This is a genomic window from Streptomyces malachitofuscus (genome assembly GCF_055571035.1).
In genome coordinates, this window is sequence record NZ_JBVIGA010000015.1 from 15,397 (window position 1) to 31,127 (window position 15,731).

Genomic DNA, 15,731 nt, shown 5'->3' on the forward strand with positions numbered 1-15,731 from the left:
CCGCCCTTCCGCGTGTTCCTGGAGCACCGCCACACCGGGCGGCAAGGGAAGGGAACACACATGCATCCACGCGCAAGACTCGTGGTGATCCTCAGCAGTCTGGTTCTGACGGTCTGCGCCGCCCTCACGTGGGGCGCCGCGCAAGGGGCCACCGGTCGGGCCACCGCACCGCAGGCTGCCGGCCGCCCCGGCGACGCCGGCGCGGCCGCCGTCCCCTGCACCGTGGACTACAGGGTGCAGAACCAGTGGGACACCGGCTTCACCGCGTCCGTGACGGTCACCAACAACGGCGCCGCGAAGTCGTCGTGGGCGGTGAAATGGTCCTACGCCGGCAATCAGAAGGTGACCAACGCCTGGAACGCCAAGATCGCCCAGTCCGGCGCGCACGTCACCGCGGCCGACGAGTCCTACAACGGCGCCCTGGGTACGGGCAGTTCGGTCAGCTTCTGCTTCCAGGGCACCTACAGCGACAGCAACGCGGTCCCCGCCGCCTTCACCCTCGACGGCGTGACCTGCAACGTCGACTCCGGCGACACCGGCACCGGGCGGCAGCCGGAGCGACTCGCCCGGTTGAGGGAGTAGGGCATCGTGCCGGTCACCGTGCGGACCGGGCTTGCCGGGCAGGAGCGCGCTCCGCGCGTCGACGGCTGGAATCCTTCGTCCCTGGCGTCTCACGGTGCGTGGCCGGACCGGATGCCGTTGGGCGATCACTTTCGGTCGTGTCGCGACCACCTCGCCCAGCGCCCCGCGTCTTCGTTTGTCGATGGCATCGCGGCCTGGTGGCAGGAGTAAGACATGCCGGTTCATCCGGCAGTAACCTCGCTTGGACCGTGGGTTCATCCGCTCGGCTGAGTCTTGCCATTCTGTGGTGTGATGCCAAGTAGGACCGCTGAACTGCTCGTTCGCGGGAGAGAGTGTCTTGTGGTGGGCGCTGCAGTCGGCTTTGCAAATCAACTGAAAGTTGCTGCATAGCATTTCACGGGCCGTCAGGCCCTCGTAATCTGGGAGGTATTAGTTCATCAAGTGAAGGGAAGCACTTCGATGAAGCGCTTTGTGTGTTCAACTTTCATGGCGTTCGCGGTGGCCTTGGTCGTAGCGGCGCCCGCCACGGTGGCCCACGCCGAGCCCCAGGAAGGTACGGGGAGCCAGACCTCCGCACCCGCGTGCCTGACGTACAGTGCCGGGTGGCGCTACACGTTCGTGAACAACGACTGCGCCACCGCCTACCGGGTGAAGGTGGTGTACGGCGACGGAACGGACGTCCCCTGCCAGCAGGTGGCCGCAGGGACCTGGTTCACCTTCCCGGGGTACGGAACCACCGGAAACTCGGTTGAGGGCATCGTTCTGTGCGACCACGTCGACGGTGTCTGACCGCACGGCCGCATGGCCGCACGGCGAAGGAGCGCAGCTTGCCGTGTGGCGTACGAGCCTTGGCTCCGGTAATGGGCATGGACAGGAGCCCTGCTCCGCCCAGCGTGCGGGTGAGTAGCAAAGGGTCGGAATCCGGTGCCCGCATTGCTGGTTGGGGATGTCGGCCGCGTCTCCACGTGCTCGCCTGGGCCATCTGATACTCCGCGGGACGGTGTGTGGGGTGGGCAGCAGGACACGCGGCCATGACGCCCTGCGGCCAGACCGGGAACAGGGGAGCGGTCGGCCGAAAGCCGTCCTGTCGTGGTCCGAGCGGCCTTAACGTCGTGCCGTGACCACCGATGGCAACACCGCATACCGGTACCGCACCGCCGTCCCGGAGGACACCGAGGCCATCGAGGCCCTGGACTGCTCGTTCACCACTGGCACGGTCCTCCAGGTGACCGTCACCGACGACGGGTTCGCCCTGCGGGAGATCAGGGTGGACCCGCCCCTGACCAAGGTGTTCCCCGAGGACGAGTACGACGCCGACGACGAGGACTCACGTACCTTCGTCGCCCACGGATCCGCAGGTGACCTGGCCGGGTTCGTCACCGTCTCGTACTCCGGGTGGAACCGTCGGCTGACCGTGGAGGACATCGAGGTCGCCCCGGAGCACCGAGGACGAGGCGTCGGCCGGGCGCTGATGGGGCTCGCGGTCGAGTTCGCCCGCGAGCGGGGCGCCGGACACCTCTGGCTGGAGGTCACCAACATCAACGCACCCGCGATTCACGCGTACCGGCGGATGGGCTTTGCCTTCTGCGGGCTGGACACCGCCCTCTATGACGGCACCCCCTCCGAAGGCGAGCAGGCGCTCTACATGAGCATGCCCTGCCCCTGAGCGGACAGCAGACGGCACACACGGACGGAGTACCCCCGCCGCCCGGCACCACCGTGACGGTGAGCAGCCAGACCGGGCCTCTGCCCCGGGGCCGCAGCCCGCTCCTACCACTCCACCCGCGCGTCGACCAGCCGGCACCCCGCCGCCTGGCGGGTGGCGTACCACCTCTGGAAGCGCTCGGACCGCCACACCACGAGCGGGACGGCCCGCTCGCCGCCGACGCGGCGCGAGCCGCGGCAGCCCACCGCCCGCACGGCCGGAGCGCTTGCAGGAGCTGGCCGGTCCTGTCGAGGGCAACGCGCCTGACCGGGGCGATGTTCCTCACAACCATCGAACGGGGGGTCGGTGTAAGGTCGAGATCGCCCTTGACCTGCACAAAGCAGGCAGGGAGCCGTCTTCCAGGAGTCCAACATGCTGCGCACCATGTTCAAGTCCAAGATCCACCGCGCCACCGTCACCCAGGCCGACCTGCACTACGTGGGATCCGTGACGATCGACGCCGAGCTGCTCGACGCCGCCGATCTGCTGCCCGGTGAGCTCGTGCACGTCGTCGACATCACCAACGGGGCCCGGTTGGAGACGTACGTCATCGAGGGGGAGCGCGGGTCCGGGGTGATCGGGATCAACGGGGCCGCCGCCCATCTCGTCCACCCCGGTGATCTGGTGATCATCATCAGTTACGCTCAGGTGACCGACGCCGAGGCGCGGGCGATGGAACCCCGGGTGGTGCACGTGGACGCCGACAACCGCATCGTGGCCCTGGGCGCCGACCCGTCCGAGCCGGTGCCGGGGTCGGACCAGGAACGCAGCCCGGGGGCCGTGGCCACGGCCTGAGCGGCGCAGACCGAGGCGGGAGCGTGACACGGCCATGGGTGACATCGAGATCCGCGACGACCGGGCGGCGGGGCGGCTCGAGGCCGTGGCCGGCGGTGAGGTCGTCGGGCGCGTCGAGTACTTCCTCCTCGACGCGCCCCGGCGCGCGCTCGTCCCGGTGCACACCATCGTGGAGCCCGCCCACGAGGGGAAGGGCATCGCGGGCTCCCTCGCGCGTGAGCTCTACGCCATCGCCGCCCGCGAGGACAGCGCCGTCGCCCCGCTCTGCCCGTACGTCGCCAAGTGGGCCGAACGCCACCCCGACCAGTCTCCGGCGGCCGGGCCCGAGCTGATGCGGGCGGCGAAGGTGTGGCTCGCCGCGCACCCCGAGCGGTTCTGACGGCGCCGGGGGAGTCGCCCGTACTCGCGCTGCTGCACACCTCGCCCGTGCATGTCTCTGTCCTCGACGCGCTGCGCGACCAGTCCCACCCGGGGCTCGAGTTGCTGCACTCCGTCGCCGAGGACCTGCTGGAACGCGCCCCCGCCGACGGGCCCGCGACGGTCGCCGGCGACGTACGGGCGAGGGTGCGCGAGGCCGTCGGCAAGGGGGCCCGGGCCCTGCTGTGCACCTGGTCGACCATCGGCGGCGTCGCGGAGGCGGCCGGCGCCGACTCCGGTGTCGCGGTACTGCGCGTCGACCGGCCCATGGCCGCTGCCGCCCCGGCCGCGGGTCCGCGCGTCGTGGTCCTCGCCGCCCTGGCGAGCACGCTCGGACCCACGGTCGATCTGATCGCGGAGGAGGCCCACCGGGCAGGCCGGTTCGTCGAGGTGCGGACCGTGCTGATCCCGGGGTCCTGGGAGCGTTTCGCGGCGGGTGACGCGGCGGGGTATGCCCACCGGGTCGCCCGGGTCGCCCGGGTCGCCGACGCGGTCACCGGTGCCGATGCGATCATCCTGGCCCAGGCCTCCATGGCACCCGCGAAGGCGCTCGTCACGACGTCCGTGCCCGTGCTGTCCAGCCCCCGTCCGGGACTCGCGGCGGCGGCACGTCCGCACTGAACCGTGCCCCGGCGCGACCGGGAGGAGCGGCGGGATCATCTTGTGCAACCTTTGGGTTGCGCATGGCGCCCACGTGTGCAACCGTTCAGTTGCAGAGCGAGGAACGAGGAGGCACCCCGTGAACGACGTCACCTACACCGAAGCGGAACTTGCCGCGCTGGACCGGATCGACCGGCGGATCGACATCGACGCCCCCGCCGAGCGGGTGTGGGAGCTGGTCGTGCGGCCCGGCTGGTACATCAACGACGGCGAGGTCGAGCCCGAACCGGACCTGCGCCGGGAGGGCGACGTGACCGTGGTCCGCCATCCGTCGCTGGGCGAGTTCCGGTTCCGGACGGTGGAGCTGGACAAACCGCGCTACGCGGCGTTCCGCTGGATCGGCACCCCGTTCCGCGACGACGCGACACCCTCCACCCTGGTCGAGTTCTGGATCGACGAGCGCGACGCGGGCGGGGTGACCCTCCGCGTCGTGGAGAGCGGCTTCTCGAGCCTCGCCGACGACCCGGCGGCATGGCTGAAGGAACGCGAGGGCAACGACAAGGGCTGGCTCACCGAGCTCGCGGCCGCCAAGGCGTTCGTCGAGCAGGGCGCGCCGGCCGGAGCGGGGCACCGGTGACCGCTGTCGCTCTTCCCGTGGTGTGCGCCGCGATCGGCGACGCGACACGCTGGGAGATACTCACCCGGCTCGGTGAGGGACCCATGTCGGCGTCCGCGCTGGCGAGGGTCCTGCCGGTGAGCCGGCAGGCGATCGGAAAGCATCTGGAGGTGCTGCGCGAGGCAGGGCTGATCGAGTCCGAGCAGCGCGGTCGCGAGGTCGTCCACCTCGCCCTCGGCGCCCGGCTCGGCGCGCTGGCCCGCGAACTCGACCGGATCGGCCGCTCCTGGGAGACGCGTCTGCTGCGGCTCAAGGAACTGGCGGAGCGCCCCGGACCCGAAGCGGCCCCCGAAGGGCAGTGACCCACAGGACGGAGCAAGACCGTGACGGAGCATGACACAGGGCCCATGGACCGCGCGCCGGCGCTGCCGCCGGTGGCCGACCGGGCCACCTTCGAATCCCTGCTGGACCGGCTGCGGACCCGGGAGAAGGCGCACACCCGGGAGGGCGACGCGCTCGCAGCCGCCCGGCGGCGCCTGCCCATGGTCGAGGTGGCGGCCGACCTCCCGCTGACCGGACCCGACGGGCCGGTCACGCTGCTCGACGCCTTCGAAGGGCGCCGGCAGCTCATCGCGTACTACTTCATGTGGTACCCGGGCCACGACGCGGCGGGCCAGTGCGAGGGCTGCACCTGGGTCACCACCCAGGTCCAGGAGCTGTCGTACCTGCACTCGCGCGACATCACCTACGCGGTCTTCTGCCAGGGCCCGTACGAGGAGAGCCGCCGCTACCGGAACTTCATGGGCTGGCAGGTGCCGTGGTACTCGGCGCTCCCGTCGCAGGACGAACTGCTGTCCGGGCGGCACGTCGGCATGATGCACCTCGTCTGCTACCTCCGGGACGGCGACCGTGTCTACGAGACGTACTGGACGACGCTGCGCGGCGTGGAGGCGATGGACTACAGCTACGCGCTCATGGACCTCACCGTGTACGGACGTCAGGAACTGTGGGAGGACTCGCCGCCCGGCTGGCCCACCGTCCAGGACACGCCCGCCGACGACGTGCTGCGGAGCGACGGACGCCCGATCCCCCACTGGTCGCGCGTCGAGGCCGGTCGCTCCGACACCCTGACCCCTTGATTCTCCGGGCCGGGCCGGTGGCGCCAACCGGCCCCGTGCCGTCACGCGGGCGGGTGACTGGCGAGGCGGCCCCCGGGTAGGCGGGGGAGTAGTCCAGAGCCGACGTCGACCGACAGGCCGGAGGACACGCGCCATGACGAACCCGTACCCGGACCCCGTCCCGCCGGGCCCCACTCCGGGACCGGCACCCGGCCCGGATCCCTCGCACCCCGAGCCCTACCCCGACCCGGTGCCGACCCCCCAACCGCCGGGACCGAACCCCACCCCGCCGCCTCCGCCGCCGGGCCCCGGCCCCGAGCCGACCCCGCAGCCGCCCGGTCCGGGCCCGCAGCCGCCCCCGCCGCACCCGGGTCCCCCCGAGCCGTCACCGTCGCCGATCCCCCCGGGCCCCGAGCCGACACCGAACCCGGAACCCGGACCTCCCTTGACCTGAACCGCACCCCGAGCGGGAGGGCGGCGGACCGCCCCGCGGCGGACCGCTCCGCGGCCACCGCCGCCCTCCCGCGCACGGGGTTACGCGGACACCTCCGACCGGTCCCCGCCCCACAGCGTGTGGAACGAGCCGTCGCGGTCCGTACGCCGGTAGGTGTGCGCACCGAAGTAGTCCCGCTGGCCCTGGGTCAGCGCGGCCGGCAGGCGCTCCGCGCGCAGGGCGTCGTAGTAGGCGAGGGCCGCCGCGAAACCGGGGGTCGGCACACCCTGGCGGGTCGCCGAGATCAGCACCTCGCGCCAGTCGTCCTGCGCCTCGGCGATCTCCTGCGCGAACGTCTCGTCGGAGAGCAGGCTCGGCAGGTCCGCGCGCGCGTCGTAGGCGGCACGGATGCGGTCCAGGAACGCCGCCCGGATGATGCAGCCGCCGCGCCAGATGGCGGAGACCGCCCCGAGGTCGATGTCCCAGCCGTGCTCCTCGCTGCCCGCGGCGACCTCGTGGAAGCCCTGCGTGTACGACACGATCTTCGACGCGTACAGGGCCTGCTCCACCCGGTCCGCGAACGCCGCCGCCTCCGCCTCGTTCATCGGCGTGGGCGTCGGGCCGGCCAGCCCGCGCGAGGCCTCACGCAGCGCGGCGTGACCGGAGAGGGAGCGTGCGAACACCGCTTCGGCGATGCCGGACACCGGCACCCCCAGGTCGAGCGCGATCTGCACGGTCCAGCGCCCCGTGCCCTTCTGCTCCGCCTGGTCCACCACCACGTCCACGAACGGCTTGCCCGTCGCCGCGTCCACGTGCGACAGCACCTCGGCCGTGATCTCGATCAGATACGAGTCCAGACGCCCGGTGTTCCAGGTCCGGAAGATGTCCGCGATCTGTGCGGGGGTGTACCCGGCGACATCCCGCAGCAGCTGGTACGCCTCGCCGATCAGCTGCATGTCGGCGTACTCGATGCCGTTGTGCACCATCTTCACGAAGTGTCCGGCGCCGTCCGGGCCGACGTGCGTGACGCAGGGGGAGCCGTCCTTCGCCTTGGCGGAGATCTTCTCCAGCATCGGCCCCAGGGAGTCGTACGACTCCTTCGGCCCGCCCGGCATGATGCTCGGTCCGTGCAGGGCGCCCTCCTCACCGCCGGAGACGCCCATGCCCACGAAGTGGATGCCCTGCTCGCGCAGCGCCCTCTCCCGGCGCCGGGTGTCCGCGAAGTGGGCGTTGCCACCGTCGATGATCATGTCGCCGGGCTCCAGCAGCGGGGCGAACTCCTCGATGACCGCGTCCGTCGGCTCGCCCGCCTTCACCATGATGACCAGCCGCCGCGGCCGCTCCAGGGCCGCCACGAACTCCTTGGCCGTCTCGGCCGCCACGAAGCTGCCCTCGTGTCCGAACTCCTCCACCAGCGCGTGCGTGCGCGCCGCGGTCCGGTTGTGCAGGGCGACCGTGTAGCCGTTGCGGGCGAAGTTGCGCGCGAGGTTGCGGCCCATGACCGCGAGCCCGGTGACGCCGATCTGCGCTGAACTGCTCATTGAGGTGGCTCCTAGTGACCTGGTATCGGTACTGCCGGTGCGCCGGGTGCTGCCGGTCGACGCCCGCCAGTCCTGCCATCGACCATCCTGACGTGCCGCACTTGCGTGTGCATGCGCGGGTCGGTCGAACACCGCGCAGGCACATACGCGCGAAGACACCCGACATACTCAGCCGCCGCCCCGACGCCCGGCGCTCCCACCCACCGCACCCCCTCGGCCCGTGCGCCCGACCGGCGCGCGCTCCCGCGTGCCCCCGCGGACGGGCACACCCGCCCGCGCACATGCGCCCCCGGGCGTCAACGGGGGCGCAACGGGCGAAAAGTCCCGGCCACTTGGCGCATCCGTGCGGCCGATAGCCGCCTTGTCACGGCCAGTTCGCAGCGCTTACTTTTGCCCCTCCTGACGCACTGTCGAGGGGGATTCCATGGCCGTCCGCGGCCGGCACCGCCGGTATCAGCCGAACAGGATCAACCGGGCCTCGCTCACCGTCACCGCGGGCGGTGCCGGAATGGCGCTCCCGCTCATGGGCACCGGCGCCGCCCAGGCCGCCGACGTGGAGACCTGGGACAAGGTCGCCGCCTGCGAGTCCACCAACGACTGGGACATCAACACCGGCAACGGGTACTACGGCGGACTCCAGTTCAGCCAGTCCACCTGGGAGGCGTTCGGCGGCGCCCGGTACGCGCCCCGTGCGGATCTGGCCACCAAGGACCAGCAGATCGCCGTCGCCGAGAAGGTCCTCGACGGACAGGGCCCCGGCGCCTGGCCGGTCTGCTCGGTACGGGCCGGACTGACGCGGGGCGGCAGCGCCCCCGAGATCCAGCCGGCCGCGGACACATCCGGCGGCAAGGGCGCGAAGGCCGACAAGAAGAAGAGCCGGCCCACCGTCGAGGACGTCAAACCGCACACCACACCCCAGTCGCGCGCGGGCCGTGCGGAGATGTACACCGTGGTCCGCGGCGACACCCTCTCCGGCATCGCGGCGGAGGAGCGGATCCGCGGCGGCTGGAAAGGGCTGTACGACGCCAACCGCGCGAGCATCGGCGCCGACCCCGACCTGATCGTGCCCGGCCAGCGGCTCTCTCTGCCCGACGGGACGGCCGAGCGGTCCGCCACCGCGTCGAAGCCGGACGGGAGGAAGGCCGGGAAGGCCGGGAAGGCCGAGAGGAAGACCGAGAAGAAGACCGAAAAGCAGGCCGAGAAGAAGGCCGAGAAGAAGACTGCCCCCCAGCGCACCGAGGACCGTGCCGACCGAGCCGCCAAGACCGGCGGGAAGCTGGTCGCCCCCGTCAGCGCCGCCCTCGGCACGCCGTACCACAAGGCCGGATCCGCCTGGTCGAAGGGCTATCACACGGGGGTCGACTTCCCCGTCCCCACCGGCACGTCCGTGAAGTCGGTCGCGGCGGGCACCGTGGTGAGCGCCGGCTGGGAGGGGTCGTTCGGCTACCAGGTGGTGGTCCGGCACACCGACGGCCGCTACAGCCAGTACGCGCACCTGTCGGCGATCTCCGTGAAGAGCGGGCAGTCCGTCGGCGCGGGGCAGCGCATCGGCCGGTCCGGTTCGACCGGCAACAGCTCGGGCCCGCATCTGCACTTCGAAGTGCGGACGGGGCCCGGTTTCGGGTCGGACGTCGACCCGGTCGCCTATCTGAGGGCGGGCGGCGTCAGGATGTGATGCGCGTCCGGTGCCGGTCCACCACCCCGACCGGCACATACGGTCCGCCGTAGAAGGGCGCGTACGCCATCAGCGGCGCCGCCGCGGACTCCGCGTCGTCCGGAGCCCCGCGCGGCGCCGGCACCCGCACGTCCTCGGGGAGCGTCAGTTCGGCCAGCAGCCGCTCGGCGGGGTCGGCCCCGGCGACCTGCTCACCGGCCCCGGACCGGGTGAGGGACACCGCCTCGGGCACGGACTCCGGGACCGGGCTCCCGGCACCGGCCGCCCGCGCCTCGTGCTGCTCACGGGCCAGCCGCTCCGTGGTGAGGAGGATCAGCCCGCCGGCGGCCACCACCCCACAGCTCAGTGCGAGCGCCGTGCCCGTCGCGCCGTAGCGGAAGGTCTCGCCGAACATCGTGATGCCGACCGCGGCCGCCACCACCGGGTTCACCACCGTCAGCGTGGCCAGCGGGGCCGCCAGGCCGGCACCCCGGTAGGAGGCCTGCGAGAGCAGCATGCCGGCGGTGGCCAGCACGCCGATCACCGCCATGGAGGGCAGATCGCCGACCGACACCCCGCCGGTCCAGTCCACCGCGACGGTCTTGGTGAAGACGGAGGACATGCCGAACGCGACGCCGGACGCCGTGGCCAGCAGGATGCTGCGCACCGCGGGATGCCGGTGCACGGCCCGCGCCGCGATCATCAGCGCCACGACCGCACCGGCCGTCGCCCCCGCGGCCGCCACCCGCTGCGCGCTGTCCAGCGACTGCGCTTCGGCCGCGCCGACCAGGGACAGCAGGCCCGCGAGACCGACGGTCGCCATGATGGCGCCCCGCCACGCGGTCGCCCCGGCCTTGCGGCCGACGAACAGGGCGGCCATGGGCAGCGCGAACACGATGGTCAGCGCACCCAGCGGCTGGACGAGACTCAGCGGGCCGTAGGCGAGTGCCACCACGTGGAGCAGCGCGCCGAGGCCGTTGAGCGCGACCGCCGCCCACCAGCCCGGCCGGCGCAGCGGTGCGTACTGCTGCGCGCCGGGTGAGGACACCGCGACCTGCTCCTGCACGATCGCACCGCCGGCGTACGCCACGGCGGACACGAACGACAGCAGCACGGACAACGCGAGGGCGCTCATCGGCTGCTCCTCTGCGTGAGGCCGGGACAGCGGGCCCGGCGCGGCGAACGGTCGGCTCTCATAACCAACACGATGCCGTGTCAGGCTGTTCCCGTCGTCGTCCCTGAGCACTCAATGAGTCCTACTGCCGATGGAGTACGACGACGACCTCGTCATCCCCTGGGTGGGTGCCCCGAGACGGAGGGCCCCTGGTTGCACCCCCTAGGGGACTTGGTACTACTGCACGTCGTGGACCTCGACCCCCGCCTCACCGCCCTTCACCGGCTCGGTGGCTTCTACGTACTGCGCACGGCAGGAGTTCCCGACCGCTCCCTGCCCACGCTCGCCCAGGCATACGTTCCCGGACGCCCGGATGTTCACGGCGACTTCCTGACCTCGCGGGTGCGCAGGGTCGCCGGGGCCCTGGATACGCCCGAGGCACGGGTCGCCGCGTCGGTGGCCCACCAGGGACTCGCCGCCCGCCTGTGGTCCATCGCCCTGGGCTCCGCCGCGCTCTACGGCGCCGTCCCCGACCTCGCCCCGCACCTGCTGCGCTGGGACCCCGAGGCCAGTGCCCCCGACGACCTGTGGCTGACCGAGGTACGTTCGCTGCCCGGCGACGCGCCCACCCTCGCGGACCTGGTCCTGCGCGGCCATCTCGCACCCCTGGCCGAGGCCCTGCGCGCCCGCCACCGCCTCGCCCCGGGACTGCTGCGCGGCAACGCCGCCTCCGCGCTCGCGGGTGCCGCGCGGGAGCCGGTCCGGTGGGCGCGCCGCCACGGCCGTACGGACGTCGCCGCGCGCGCCGCCTCCCTGACCCGCGAACTTCTCGCAGACCCGCTGCTCGCCGGGGCCGGAACCCTCACCGGCACCGGCTTCCGGCGCCGCAGCTGCTGTCTGTACTACCGGGTGCCCGGCGGGGGAGTCTGCGGCGACTGTTGCTTCGTACGGCCGCCCCGCTCTTCCCCACGCGCCCCATCTGAGTGACCATGAGGGGGACGTCCGCTCAGACAGGGGGTTCACGGGTGCGAGTGGGACTGCTGAGCAGGGAGTACCCCCCGGACGTGTACGGCGGCGCGGGAGTCCATGTGGAGTTCCTCGCCCGGGAGCTGCGGCCCCTGGTGGACCTGGAGGTGCACTGCTGGGGCGAGGGCAGGGCGGACGGCGTACTGCGCCACCGGCCATGGTCCACGCTCGACGGCGCCAACGACGCGCTGCGCACCTTCTCCGTGGACCTCGCCATGGCCGCCGCCCTGGAGGGCCGCGAACTGGTCCACTCGCACACCTGGTACGCCAACCTCGGCGGTCACCTCGCGAAGCTGCTGTACGGCATCCCGCACGTGATGACCGCCCACTCCCTGGAGCCGCTGCGCCCCTGGAAGGCCGAGCAGCTCGGCGGCGGTTATGCGCTGTCGGGCTGGGCGGAGCGCACCGCCGTCGAGGCCGCCGACGCGGTGATCGCGGTGTCCGCCGCCATGCGCGAGGACATCCTCGGCTGCTATCCGGCCCTCGACCCCGGCCGGGTGCACGTCGTGCACAACGGCATCGACACCCGCCTCTACCGTCCCGACCCCGGCACCGACGCCCTGGACCGGATCGGCCTGGACCGCTCCCGCCCCTACGCGCTGTTCGTCGGCCGGATCACCCGGCAGAAGGGCGTGCCGCATCTGCTGCGGGCCGTGCGCGGCATCGACCCTTCCGCACAGGTCGTGCTGTGCGCCGGCGCCCCGGACACGCCCGCGATCGACCGGGAGTTCCGCGAGCTGTACGAGGAGCTGAGCCGGGTCCGCGAGGGGGTGCACTGGATCCCGCAGATGCTGCCGCGTCCGGAGGTGATCCAGCTGCTCACCCATGCCGCCGTGTTCGTGTGCCCCTCGGTGTACGAGCCGCTCGGGATCGTCAACCTGGAGGCCATGGCCTGCGGCACCGCGGTGGTCGCCTCCCGGGTCGGCGGTATCCCCGAGGTCGTGGCGGACGGCTCGACGGGGGTACTCGTGGAGGCGGACGACGACTTCGAGGCAGGCCTCGCACGGGCCCTCGACTCCGTCCTCGGCGACCCGGCCACGGCACGGCGGATGGGCGAGGCGGGACGGGAACGCGCGGTCTCGGAGTTCGGCTGGGACGCGGTGGCCCGGCGCACGGTCCTGCTCTACGAGGAGATCCTCAAACAGGCTTAGTCCCGTCCGTGCGGGGCAGTCTTGGGAAAATTCGGCGTGAGGGGAGCGGCCATGCGTCGTGGTGGTCCTTCGGTCCTGGGAATCGTGCTGGCGGGCGGCGAGGGCAAGCGCCTGATGCCCCTCACGGCGGACCGCGCCAAACCCGCGGTCACCTTCGGCGGCACGTACCGCCTGGTCGACTTCGTGCTGTCCAACCTCGTCAACGGCGACATCCTGCGCATCTGCGTGCTCACCCAGTACAAGTCGCACTCGCTGGACCGGCACGTCACCACCACCTGGCGCATGTCGAGCCTGCTCGGCAACTACGTCACCCCCGTCCCCGCCCAGCAGCGCCTCGGCCCGCGCTGGTACCTGGGCAGCGCCGACGCGATCCTGCAGTCGCTGAACCTGATCCACGACGAACAGCCGGAGTACGTGGCGGTGTTCGGCGCGGACCACGTGTACCGCATGGACCCGCGCCAGATGCTGGCCCAGCACATCGAGAGCGGTGCGGGGGTCACGGTGGCGGGCATCAGGGTGCCGCGCTCGGAGTCCTCCGCCTTCGGCGTGATCACCCCGGGCTCGGACGGCCAGAGCGTGGACCGCTTCCTGGAGAAGCCCTCCGACCCGCCCGGACTGGCCGACGACCCCGAGTGCGTGTTCGCCTCGATGGGCAACTACATCTTCACCACCAAGGCGCTCGTCGAGGCCCTCCACCGCGACGCCGAGGACGAGAACTCGGTGCACGACATGGGCGGTTCGATCCTGCCCCAGCTCACCGACCGGGGTGAGGCGCACCTGTACGACTTCAGCGCCAACCACGTGCCCGGCGAGACCAGCCGGGACCAGGGCTACTGGCGGGACGTCGGCACCCTGGACGCCTACTACGACGCGCACATGGACCTGATCGCCGAGCGCCCCGCGTTCAACCTCTACAACCGGCAGTGGCCCATCTACACCCACTCCGGCCAGCTCTCCCCGGCCCGCTTCAACGCCGGGGGCATGGCGAGCGAGTCGATCATCAGCGCCGGCTGTCTGATCCGGGGGCAGGTCACGCGGTCCGTACTGTCGCCGGGGGTGCTGGTCGACCCGGGTGCGGTGGTGCAGGGCTCGGTGCTGCACGACAACGTCCACGTCGGGCGGGGCGCGGTGGTGCGCGGGGCGGTGCTCGACAAGAACGTCGAGGTGCCGCCGGGCGCGACGATCGGCGTCAACCCGGAACGCGACGCGGAGCTGTACACGGTGTCCAAGGGCGGCGTGATCGCACTCGGCAAGGGACAGCGGGTGCCCTAGGAGGCGGCCGGCGGGGCGCCGGCCTCCTCCTGTGGGCCGCACCCGTCCGGGTGGCGTCCGTCACCCGGTGGGACCGTGATCGCGCCGCTACGGCCCCGTGCTTCACTCACACCACGCCCCTTCGGCCGTGCCCCGGGGAGGAACGCGGACGTCACATGCTGTTAACTATGTGTAGCCAGATCGTACTTGACCGTAATCGGCCGGGAGCGATTGACTGCTGATCCGTTCCCGTCGTCGACGCGAGGCCCCGACCATGACCGCAGACCCGCTCGCCCCTCTCGACCTGGCGTTCTGGAACATCGAGTCCACCGGTCACCCGATGCACCTCGCGGCGCTCGGGATCTTCTCCGCCGGCTCACCCTCCGCGGCGGCGCACGCCGCGGATCTGCTGGCCGCCCGTGCCGCCGCCGTGCCGGGGCTGCGGATGCGCATCCGCGACACCTGGCAGCCGCTCGGCCTGCGCCGGTCACTGTCGGCGCTGCGCCCCCCGTGGCCGGGCCCCGGCGACTCCCTCACGGCCGCCCTGCGGCAGCCGCTCGCCTCGGCCGTACGCCGGTCGCTCGCCTTCGGCGGCGCCAGCCGGGAACCGGACCCCGGCTTCGACCCCCTCGACCACGTCCGGCTGCACCCCCCGGCCGACGACTTCCACGCGGCGGCCGGACGGCTCATGGGCCGCCCGCTGGAACGCACCCGGCCGCCCTGGGAGGCCCATGTGCTGCCGGGGGAGGACGGGGCCTCCTTCGCCGTCCTGTTCAAGTTCCACCACGCCCTCGCCGACGGACTGCGCGCCCTGACCCTCGCCGCCGCTCTGATGGACCCCATGGACCTGCCCGCGCCCCGGCCCCGTCCCGCGGAGCCCCCGCGCGGACTGCTCCCGGACGTGCGCGAGGTGCCCGGCCTGGTGCGGGACGCCCTGTCCGACGCGGGCCGGGCCCTGGACATCGGCGCCGCCGTCGCCCGGTCCACCCTCGACATGCGCTCCTCGCCCGCGCTGACCTGCGCCCCCAGCGGCACGCGCCGTACCGCCGGCGTGGCCGTCGACCTCGACGAGGTGCACCGGATCCGCAAGAGCGCCGGCGGCACCGTCAACGACGTCACCATCGCGGTCGTCGCCGGAGCCCTGCGCCGCTGGCTCGACGAGCGCGGCGACGGCAGCGAGGGCGTCGCCCCGCGCGCCCTCATCCCCGTCTCCCGGCGCCGGCCGCGCACCGCCCACCCACAGGGCAACCGGCTCTCCGGGTACTTGATACGGCTCCCCGTCGACGAGCGGGACCCGCTCACCCGGCTCACCCGGGTGCGCACCGCCATGGACCGCAACAAGGACGCCGGCCCTCACCGGGGCGCGGGCGCCGTCGCCCTGCTCGCCGACCACGTGCCCCCGCTGGGCCACCGGCTGGGCGGACCGCTGCTGGGCCAGGCGGCCCGGCTCTGGTTCGACGTCCTGGTCACCAGCGTGCCGCTGCCCGGCTTCGGCCTGAGGCTGGGTGGCGACCCGCTCGGCGCGGTCTTCCCGCTCGCGCCGCTGGCCCCCGGGCACTCGCTCGCGGTCGCGGTGTCCACCTACCGCGGTCGCGTCCACTACGGCCTGGTCGCCGACGGCGCGGCCGTCCCGGACCTCGACCGCCTGGCCCACGCGCTGACCGAGGAGGTGACGACGCTCACCGCCGTCTGCGATCACTGAAGGCCGCGGTTTGGTACTGCGGCCCG

The 15,731-nt window shown here is 72.5% G+C and carries 15 protein-coding genes and 1 pseudogene; 14 read left to right on the forward strand and 2 right to left on the reverse strand.

Going from position 1 to position 15,731, the window contains the following annotated elements; all coding sequences use genetic code 11:
* Positions 1-60: 60 nt before the first annotated feature.
* From ACZ44S_RS21915 to ACZ44S_RS21955, 9 genes and pseudogenes are all read left to right on the forward strand, one after another.
* Positions 61-531 (forward strand): annotated as a pseudogene (locus ACZ44S_RS21915) (cellulose binding domain-containing protein); the annotation flags it as partial.
* Between the two features lie 549 nt (positions 532-1,080).
* A complete protein-coding gene (locus ACZ44S_RS21920) occupies positions 1,081-1,371 on the forward strand; it encodes an alpha-amylase (RefSeq protein WP_466931523.1) in 291 nt (96 codons plus the stop codon).
* Between the two features lie 328 nt (positions 1,372-1,699).
* Positions 1,700-2,248, forward strand: a complete 549-nt coding sequence (locus ACZ44S_RS21925; protein ID WP_466931525.1) for a GNAT family N-acetyltransferase — start codon at positions 1,700-1,702, stop codon at positions 2,246-2,248.
* 411 nt (positions 2,249-2,659) lie between these two features.
* On the forward strand, positions 2,660-3,082 hold the full coding sequence (gene panD, locus ACZ44S_RS21930) for an aspartate 1-decarboxylase (protein WP_466931528.1): 423 nt from the start codon (positions 2,660-2,662) through the stop codon (positions 3,080-3,082).
* 34 nt (positions 3,083-3,116) lie between these two features.
* Complete coding sequence (locus ACZ44S_RS21935; RefSeq protein WP_466931530.1) at positions 3,117-3,461, forward strand: GNAT family N-acetyltransferase; 345 nt, start codon at positions 3,117-3,119, stop codon at positions 3,459-3,461.
* Positions 3,431-4,120 carry an arylsulfatase gene (locus tag ACZ44S_RS21940; protein WP_466931532.1) on the forward strand — a complete coding sequence of 230 codons (690 nt, stop codon included), beginning with the start codon at positions 3,431-3,433 and terminating at the stop codon, positions 4,118-4,120. The genes ACZ44S_RS21935 and ACZ44S_RS21940 overlap by 31 nt, the downstream gene beginning before the upstream one ends.
* Positions 4,121-4,238: 118 nt before the next feature.
* Positions 4,239-4,736: an SRPBCC domain-containing protein gene (locus ACZ44S_RS21945; protein ID WP_466931534.1), complete on the forward strand. Its 498-nt coding sequence runs from the start codon at positions 4,239-4,241 to the stop codon at positions 4,734-4,736.
* Positions 4,733-5,077, forward strand: a complete 345-nt coding sequence (locus ACZ44S_RS21950) for an ArsR/SmtB family transcription factor (RefSeq protein ID WP_466931536.1) — start codon at positions 4,733-4,735, stop codon at positions 5,075-5,077. Before ACZ44S_RS21945 ends, ACZ44S_RS21950 begins: the two co-directional genes overlap by 4 nt.
* Positions 5,078-5,122: 45 nt before the next feature.
* Complete coding sequence (locus ACZ44S_RS21955; protein WP_466931883.1) at positions 5,123-5,854, forward strand: DUF899 family protein; 732 nt, start codon at positions 5,123-5,125, stop codon at positions 5,852-5,854.
* A gap of 513 nt (positions 5,855-6,367) precedes the next feature.
* Here ACZ44S_RS21955 and gndA read toward each other — a convergent pair.
* Positions 6,368-7,807 (reverse strand): NADP-dependent phosphogluconate dehydrogenase, encoded by a 1,440-nt coding sequence (gene gndA / locus ACZ44S_RS21960; RefSeq protein WP_466931538.1) that lies wholly within the window; start codon positions 7,805-7,807, stop codon positions 6,368-6,370.
* 424 nt (positions 7,808-8,231) lie between these two features.
* Between gndA and ACZ44S_RS21965 the strand changes: the two genes are divergently transcribed.
* Positions 8,232-9,482: a transglycosylase family protein gene (locus ACZ44S_RS21965; RefSeq protein ID WP_466931540.1), complete on the forward strand. Its 1,251-nt coding sequence runs from the start codon at positions 8,232-8,234 to the stop codon at positions 9,480-9,482.
* Here ACZ44S_RS21965 and ACZ44S_RS21970 read toward each other — a convergent pair.
* Positions 9,472-10,596 carry a DMT family transporter gene (locus tag ACZ44S_RS21970; RefSeq protein ID WP_466931542.1) on the reverse strand — a complete coding sequence of 375 codons (1,125 nt, stop codon included), beginning with the start codon at positions 10,594-10,596 and terminating at the stop codon, positions 9,472-9,474. The two genes, ACZ44S_RS21965 and ACZ44S_RS21970, sit on opposite strands and share 11 nt — an antisense overlap.
* Positions 10,597-10,824: 228 nt before the next feature.
* Between ACZ44S_RS21970 and ACZ44S_RS21975 the strand changes: the two genes are divergently transcribed.
* The 4 genes from ACZ44S_RS21975 to ACZ44S_RS21990 all read left to right on the forward strand — a co-directional run bounded on the left by ACZ44S_RS21975 (position 10,825) and on the right by ACZ44S_RS21990 (position 15,705).
* Positions 10,825-11,562: a (2Fe-2S)-binding protein gene (locus tag ACZ44S_RS21975; RefSeq protein WP_466931885.1), complete on the forward strand. Its 738-nt coding sequence runs from the start codon at positions 10,825-10,827 to the stop codon at positions 11,560-11,562.
* A gap of 38 nt (positions 11,563-11,600) precedes the next feature.
* Complete coding sequence (gene glgA / locus ACZ44S_RS21980; RefSeq protein WP_466931544.1) at positions 11,601-12,752, forward strand: glycogen synthase; 1,152 nt, start codon at positions 11,601-11,603, stop codon at positions 12,750-12,752.
* Positions 12,753-12,803: 51 nt separating this feature from the next.
* A complete protein-coding gene (glgC, locus tag ACZ44S_RS21985; RefSeq protein ID WP_466931546.1) occupies positions 12,804-14,024 on the forward strand; it encodes a glucose-1-phosphate adenylyltransferase in 1,221 nt (406 codons plus the stop codon).
* A 253-nt stretch (positions 14,025-14,277) separates the two neighbouring features.
* Positions 14,278-15,705 carry a wax ester/triacylglycerol synthase family O-acyltransferase gene (locus ACZ44S_RS21990; protein WP_466931548.1) on the forward strand — a complete coding sequence of 476 codons (1,428 nt, stop codon included), beginning with the start codon at positions 14,278-14,280 and terminating at the stop codon, positions 15,703-15,705.
* Positions 15,706-15,731: the final 26 nt, after the last annotated feature.